We start from the raw sequence: 6,769 nt of genomic DNA on the forward strand, positions 1-6,769 counted from the left end.
TGTCTCCACCTTGGGCGCGAAGCCCCGCAGCACGCGCGTGGGCCGGCTCACCGCGCCATGCAGGCTGGCGACGTAGTCCTTCAGCTCGTCGAGGCCGCGCGCCTCGTCCACGCCGAAGCGGGCCTGGCTCTCCTTCACGCCCAGGCGCGGGCCCACCCACAGCTCGCCCTTCACCCGGTCCGTGAAGAAGGTGGAGTCGCTACGCCCCGGGTTCGGCTCCACGAAGAGGATGTCCGTGTGGCCTCCGCCCTCGCGAGGCTGGAGCACCAGCACGCAGTCGGGCTCCATGTTGCCCGTCAGGTAGTAGAAGTCGGTGCCCGGCCGGAAGCGGTAGTAGGTGTCGTTGGCGCGCACCTTCTCGTGGCCGGTGGGAATGACGAGCGTCTCGCCGGGGAAGAGCTTGGAGAGCTCCCGGCGGCGGGCCTCGAAGGCGTCCGCGTTCTTCAGCTTCGGCGGCGCCTTGCCGCTCTGCGGCTTCCACCCCTGCATCATGAAATCGAGCAGCGCGGGGGGCGGCGTCGTGTCGTGGCTGGCCGGCTTCGTCTTCACCTCCGACTCGGGGGTGATGAGCGGCTGCTGCTCCGGTGCCTGCTCCGACTCGGTGACTGCGACGGCTTGGGCTTTGGATTTGGTCGTTTTCGCCATAGGGGGCCGACTCTTCAACAACCCATCGCGCCCCTTCAAGCCCGATGCACTACGTCGTGCGTGCAATGTCCGCCCGAAGGAGTGCCACCTGGCCCAGGAGGACGGGGACGGCCGTCTCCACGCGGAGGATGCGAGGGCCCAGCGAGAAGGGGCGGAAGCCGTGGGCCTCCAGCAATTCCGTCTCGAAGGGAACCCAGCCGCCGTCCGGACCCACGGCGAGCACCACCCGGGGTGCGGTGCCCGCGCCCGCCTGGGAGAGCGGCTGGAGCGCGGGAGGGTGGGGGAGCAGCCGGACGGCCTCGGTGCCGAAAACGGTGTCCAACTCGTCCTCGATGAAGGGGCGGAAGCGCTCGCGCACGAGCACCTCGGGCAGCCGGGTGTCGCGTGCCTGCTCGAGTCCCTGGTGGAGGAGCTCCTCGACGAAGTCGGGGGCCAGCACCTTGGAGTCGAAGTAGCTCTTCTCCACGCGGGCGGCGTTGACGAGCACCACCCGGTCCACGCCGAGCTGGGCCACCGCGGGCAGCACGCGCTTGAGGGCCTTGGGGCGGGGGATGGCGAGCAACAGGTCCACGCCCGCGCGGGGCGGAGGCGGCTCGGTGAGGAAGACGCGCAGGCGGAGCAGCCCAGGGGTGTTCTCCAGCACCTCGCCGGTGCCCACGAGCCCGCCGAGCTTGCCCACGCGGAGGCTCTCTCCGGGCTCGGCACGGAGCACCTCGCGGGCGTGCTGGGCCCGACGGCCCGTCATCTGGACGGTGCCGTCGGGGAGGAAGTCCGCGTCCTGGAGGAGGAGGAGGTTCATGGCCGCATCCTCCCCGAGGAACGCTGGAGAAGGGGCCTACATGATGAGGTGGGCCTCGATCTCCGTGCCCTGCCCGTTGCCCCGCCGCGAGGAGTCCTGGTTGGCGGCCTTCCCACGGGAGCGCTTGCCGGCGCGCGGCGAGGGCAGGGGGGACATGCCCTCCGCCTTGCGGCGCGCGGCCCGCATCGCGTCCTTGCCCATGTCGAGCACCGCCGACACGGCGCCCGCCACCAGGTTGCCCGGCGGGGTGTCCGGCGCGCGAGGGTGGGGCCGCGTGGGGGCTGCCCTCTTGGCCAGCATCAGCGCCTCGGCCATGTCCCGGAGTTCGCTCGGACTGAAGGCCTTGCGCACCTGGGGGAACAGCTCGCGCTCCTCCTCCCGGACGTGGGTGCGGACGTTCTCCATCAGCACCTTCACCTTGGCATTGAAGCGCTCGGCCTCCGACGGCAGGTCCTCCAGCTCCTTCAGCAGCCACTTGGTTACGTGGTGCTCCTCGAGCGCCTCGAGCACCTGGCCCTCCAGCTTCTCGGCCTTGTTGCGAATCGACGGGTAGAGGACCTGCTCCTCGATGACCGCGTGGACGGCGAGCTCGCGGACGATCTGATCCACCAGCTTGCGCTTGAGCTTCATCGCGTTGGGGCCCGCCTGCTCGAACTTGCGGAAGAGCGTCTCCACCGTCTTGTGGTCCGCCTTCAGGAGCGCAATGGCATCCATTGAACGCCCTCCTATTTCATGGGGCCCGTGCCGGAATGGCGTGGCCCGTTTGCTCGAAAGGGTGGCGATGGTGTGCGCTTCGTGCTCGCACTCGGCGTCAAAGGGCAAATGGCCGCTCGGGGGGCATGCGGGCGAGCATCCAGTCGGGCAGTCCTTGCCGGCCCCCCCGAGGTACCGTTAAAGCGGCGAGGTGCGTTCCCTCTGCCTCCGCTGCCTTCGTCCCCAGACCACGTGCTACTGCGCGCGCGTGCCGCAGGTGGACTCGCGCACGCGGGTCGTCTTCCTCCAGCACCCCCGCGAGCGGCGGGTGGCCATCGGCACGGCCCGCATGGCGCACCTGGCGCTGCCCAACTCCGAGCTCTACGTGGGCGTGGACTTCACCGGCCACTCGCGGCTGGAGCAGCTCGCGGCCCACCCCGAGCGCGTGGCGGTCCTCTTCCCGGGCGAGGAGGCCCTTTCGCTGGAGGAGGCGCGGGAGCAGCCGCCCGAGACGCTCATCGTGGTGGACGGCACCTGGCCGCTGGCGCGCAAGGTGGTGAAGACGAACCCGCTGCTGGCGGGGCTGCCGCGCATCGGCTTCGTCCCGCGCCGCCCGAGCAACTACCGCATCCGCGCCGAGCCGGCGGAGCACTGTGTCTCCACCATCGAGGCGGTGGTGGAGGTGCTGGGGGCGCTCGAGGGCAACCAGGCGCACTTCGACACCATGCTGCGCGCCTTCGACTTCATGGTGGACACGCAGCTGGACCGACAGGCGACGCGGGCGGATCCGCCGCGCAAGCGCCTCTACAAGTCCGCGTGGCAGCCGCCGCTGGAACTGCGCACCATCGCCGAGCGCTTCCCCAACCTCGTGCTCCTCTATGCCGAGGCCAACGCGCACCCCGCGGAGCAGGAGCTCCCCTCCGAGCTGGTGCACCTGGTGGCGATGCGCCCGGCCACGGGCGAGCGCTTCGAGGTGGTGCTCGCCCCGAGGCAGCCGTTGGCCCGCAGCACGTCGCTGCACGTGGAGCTGCCGCCGGAGGCGCTGCTGGCGGGTGAGCCGGTGGAGGCGGGGCTCGCGCGCTTCCAGGCCTTCCTGCGCCCGGGGGACAAGCTCGCGGTGTGGACGACGTTCGCGTTGGATCTGCTGCGCCGCGACGGCTTCCCAGTGCCCGAGGCGGTGAACGTGCGGCTCGCGTGCGCGCGGGCGCTCAAGCAGAAGACGGGCGGGGTGGAGCAGGCCGTGGAGCTGCTGGGAGCGCGGCTTCCGGAGCAGTGGGCCCAGGGGCGCGCCGGTCGGCGCATCGCGGCCCTGGAGGCGGTGGTCCGGGGCCTCGACGAGCGGGGCCGGGCCACCCAACCCCCGCCCAGGCAGCGGATGGCGTCGTAGCCATCCTCCCGGGCGGAGGCCGGTGCTTCACATCACATCACGTCGGGTCCGGCTTCCGGGTCTTCGGACCGCTGGCCGGCAGCTTCGGCTTGGCGATGTAGCTCTTGGGCAGCTCGCCGGTGAGCGAACCGAGGAACGTGACGATGTGGTTCACGTCCGTGTCGGTGATCTGCTTGCCGAACTGGTGCTGCGCCATGAGCTTCACGGCCGTGGGCAGGTCCTTCACCGAGCCGTCGTGGAAGTAGGGCGCGGTCTTCGCCACGTTGCGCAGGGTGGGGACGCGGAAGATCATCCGGTCCGTCTCCTGCTTGGTCAGGTCGAAGCGACCCTGGTCCTTGGACTGGAAGGGCACCACGAGGCCCAGCTTCTGCAGCGAGCCACCGATGACGGGGCCGTTGTGGCACGTCTGGCAGCCCTGCTCGAGGAACTTGGACAGGCCGACCTTCTCCGCCTCGGTGAGGGCCTTCTCGTCACCGGCCAGGTACTTGTCGAAGCGCGAGGGGGTGACCAGCTGGCGCTCGAAGGCGCCGATGGCATTGCCCACGTTGTTGTAGTTCACCGGGTCCGCCTCGCCCGGGAAGGCCTTCTGGAAGGCCGTGACGTAGCCCGGGATGGACTTCAGCGTCTCGACGACGGCCGCCTCGCTGGGCATGGCCATCTCGACGGGGTTGAGGATGGGGCCCTTGGCCTGCTCCTCCAGGGAGGGCGCGCGACCATCCCAGAACTGAAGGACGTGGCCACCGGCGTTGTACACGGTGGGCGAGTTGCGGCCGCCGAGCTGCTTCTTGTGGCCCGGCGAGAAGGGCTTGCCGTCCACGCCGAAGTTGTTCAGGTCATGGCAGCTGTTGCACGACACGTCGTGGTTCTTCGAAAGGCGGTTCTCGAAGTACAGCATCCGCCCCAGCTCCACCTTCGCGGGGGTGAGGGGGTTCTGCACGTTCTCGAAGCGGGTCGGCAGCGCCTTGAAAACGCCCAGGATGGCCCGGTCGATGACGGCCTTCTGGGGGGCGGTGATCGGAGCGGCCGGAGCGGCGGCGGGGGCCGGCTTGGCGGCCTGCGCGAAGGCAGGCACCGCCGCGGTGGCGGCGATCAGCAACAGGGGACGTACGAGGGTCTTGAGTCGCATGGAGTCTGCTCTTTCACTGAGCTTCACGGCCGGGAGCCCATGAATGGGTCCGGGGGGATGGGGAGGCCGGAAGCCGTCAGGAAATTAGCAGCCTTGCACGCTCGGAGGAAACGAGCGTGGGGCATTCCGCCCCGAGTGCTACCCGCTTCCTCCGGTGAGACGAGGTGCGACTAGTCGCCGTACACCACGGCGCAGTACTTGGCGTACAGGCCGAGGATGTTCTCGAAGCGGTAGTCGATGTGGGTGACGCGGTTGATGTTGGCCTTGCGCGCCGTCTCGGACACGCCGGCGTCGCCCGTGGTGACGAGGCCGAGGATGGACGTCACGCAGCCCTCGCCGGACTTGGAGCCCAGCTTGGTCTGCTCGTTCACGAACTGGTTGCCCGTGGTGTTGGTGTACAGGCTGGTGAAGCCAATGGCGCCCGGGCCGGCGAAGGCCACGCCCGCGCAGCCAGAGAGGCCGGAGGCACCCAGGGAGAGGACGGCGACGACGGACAGCTTACGAAGCAGGTTCATGTTTCCTCGCTTGGACTGCCTGTGGGGAAGCAAGCGGCGCGCATGTAGCTCGCCCGGAGGAGGATGTAAACCCTCTCAGATGCGCTGGCCGGATCGCAGCGCGGCGCCGTCCATGACGACAGGACGGGCACGCCACGCCTGGGCATCCGCGGAGCGACGCTGCCCACCACGCACCAGGCTCGCCAGTCGGGCGATGGCGAAGCACACGGCCAGCAGCCCGATGCCGATGCCCAGCGCGGGCAGCAGTTCCAGCGTGGGGCCCACGCGCGAGGCCAGGCCCGGCGTGCCGGCCCAGCCGTACACCACCGGCAGGTGCAGCACGTAGAGCCACAGGGAGGTGCGGCCCAGCGGCGCCAGCGGCCGGGAGAACACCTGGGGCAGCAGGTTGACGGCGCCCAGCACGAGGAGTCCCTCGCCCACGCGGAAGGCGACGAGCCACGCGCTGGTGGGGCTCCAGTCCGCGGGCAGCCGCCGCGTGAGCAGGAGCAGCCCCGCACCGAGCGCCACCAGGGCCAGGCCCTGGGGCCAGCCGGGCCGCAGCAGTCGCAGCAGGTGGGCCGCGAGCGCCCCGGCGAAGAAGTAGCCCGCCCAGGGGAAGAGTGGGAAACGTGTCCCGGGCATGCCCACCGCCTGCTGGAGCTCCACGGGCCAGCCCGTGGCGGCGCTCCACGAGAAGGGGCTCGCCAGGGGGATGCCCACGGCCAGCGCGGCGAGCACCACCGCCCGCGTCCAGGTGCCGTGCGCCAGCGTCAGCACGGCCGCGCCCACCAGCAGGCTCACGCCGATGCTCTGGAGCGCATCGAAGGAGAAGACGTGCGAGCGCAGCTCCACGCCCCAGCCGAGCGCGTGCACGGTGTCCCAGCCCGGCCAGTGCAGGAAGTAGCCGAGGAAGAGCAGCAGCAGGGCCCGCCGCGCCCGGCGGCCGAAGGACTCGCCCGCGCTCTCCTTCGAGGTGCCGAGCGCGGCCACCACCGCGAAGCCGGCCACCAGCAGGAAGAGGGGCGCGGTGATGCCGCGCAGCTCCCAGTAGCGCTGGACCCACGGATTGGCGCGCGTCGCGGGGGCGAGCAGCGCGTCCAGCGTGTGCCCCAGCACCATCGCGACCACGGCCAGGCCTCGTGCCCCATCGAGTCCGGGATGACGTGCGGAGGGCTTGCCGAGATCGAAGAGCGAGGTACCAGGTCGGGTCACGGAATCAGAGCATACGTGCAGGAGGGCCGCGCGTCTCGAAATCTGCCGCCAGGGGTGATGTCATGGTGCGTCATGACCCTGCGTGAAAACCTCCTGGCCCTGGTGTGTCTGTCATTGCTCGTGCCGCCGTCCGCCCGGGGTGAGGAGCCCGAGATTCCCTCCCGGGACGACTGGTTCGGGCAGGACAAGGTGCTGCACTTCGGCGTCAGCGCGGGCCTGGCCGGCGCGGGGTATGGGGGCGGGGCGCTCCTCTTCGACGAGCCCGGGGCACGCTGGCTCACCGGCGCCGGGGTGGCGCTCACCGCGGGCGTCGGCAAGGAACTCCATGACGCCGGGCGCGGGAGCTTCTTCTCCTTCAAGGACCTCACCTGGGACGCGGTGGGCACGGCCACCGGGCTGGGCCTGTCCTGGGC

General features: G+C 70.5%; 7 protein-coding genes and 1 pseudogene. 2 read left to right on the top strand and 6 right to left on the bottom strand.

From position 1 onward, the window contains the following. The 3 genes from VF794_RS03155 to VF794_RS03165 form a co-directional block, all read right to left on the bottom strand. Positions 1-645 (bottom strand): aminopeptidase P N-terminal domain-containing protein (locus VF794_RS03155; protein WP_331107563.1); only part of this gene is annotated, 645 nt, incomplete at its 3' end. Positions 646-694: 49 nt separating this feature from the next. Next, complete coding sequence (locus tag VF794_RS03160) at positions 695-1,444, bottom strand: 16S rRNA (uracil(1498)-N(3))-methyltransferase (RefSeq protein ID WP_331107565.1); 750 nt, start codon at positions 1,442-1,444, stop codon at positions 695-697. Positions 1,445-1,480: 36 nt separating this feature from the next. Then, positions 1,481-2,158, bottom strand: coding sequence for a hemerythrin domain-containing protein (locus VF794_RS03165; RefSeq protein WP_331107567.1), 678 nt, complete (start codon positions 2,156-2,158; stop codon positions 1,481-1,483). Positions 2,159-2,348: 190 nt separating this feature from the next. On the opposite strand from VF794_RS03165, the gene VF794_RS03170 reads away from it, so the two are divergent. After that, a complete protein-coding gene (locus VF794_RS03170; protein ID WP_331107569.1) occupies positions 2,349-3,524 on the top strand; it encodes a tRNA-uridine aminocarboxypropyltransferase in 1,176 nt (391 codons plus the stop codon). A 37-nt stretch (positions 3,525-3,561) separates the two neighbouring features. Here VF794_RS03170 and VF794_RS03175 read toward each other — a convergent pair whose 3' ends face one another. The 3 genes from VF794_RS03175 to VF794_RS03185 all read right to left on the bottom strand — a co-directional run bounded on the left by VF794_RS03175 (position 3,562) and on the right by VF794_RS03185 (position 6,356). Continuing rightward, a complete protein-coding gene (locus VF794_RS03175) occupies positions 3,562-4,650 on the bottom strand; it encodes a cytochrome-c peroxidase (RefSeq protein WP_331107570.1) in 1,089 nt (362 codons plus the stop codon). A gap of 170 nt (positions 4,651-4,820) precedes the next feature. Continuing rightward, positions 4,821-5,165 carry a TRL domain-containing protein gene (locus tag VF794_RS03180; RefSeq protein ID WP_331107572.1) on the bottom strand — a complete coding sequence of 115 codons (345 nt, stop codon included), beginning with the start codon at positions 5,163-5,165 and terminating at the stop codon, positions 4,821-4,823. A gap of 75 nt (positions 5,166-5,240) precedes the next feature. Then, positions 5,241-6,356: an acyltransferase family protein gene (locus VF794_RS03185; RefSeq protein ID WP_331107574.1), complete on the bottom strand. Its 1,116-nt coding sequence runs from the start codon at positions 6,354-6,356 to the stop codon at positions 5,241-5,243. A 72-nt stretch (positions 6,357-6,428) separates the two neighbouring features. Between VF794_RS03185 and VF794_RS03190 the strand changes: the two are divergent. Continuing rightward, positions 6,429-6,769: pseudogene (locus VF794_RS03190) on the top strand (hypothetical protein); the annotation flags it as partial.

Origin of the sequence: Archangium sp. (genome assembly GCF_036389735.1) — a bacterium.
Taxonomy (GTDB): domain Bacteria; phylum Myxococcota; class Myxococcia; order Myxococcales; family Myxococcaceae; genus Archangium.

Excerpts from the sequence above, each read along its gene's own strand:
- VF794_RS03160 (WP_331107565.1), bottom strand. The coding sequence starts at position 1,444 with ATGAACCTCCTCCTCCTCCAGGACGCGGACTTCCTCCCCGACGGCACC.
- VF794_RS03165 (WP_331107567.1), bottom strand. The coding sequence starts at position 2,158 with ATGGATGCCATTGCGCTCCTGAAGGCGGACCACAAGACGGTGGAGACG.
- VF794_RS03175 (WP_331107570.1), bottom strand. The coding sequence starts at position 4,650 with ATGCGACTCAAGACCCTCGTACGTCCCCTGTTGCTGATCGCCGCCACC.
- VF794_RS03180 (WP_331107572.1), bottom strand. The coding sequence starts at position 5,165 with ATGAACCTGCTTCGTAAGCTGTCCGTCGTCGCCGTCCTCTCCCTGGGT.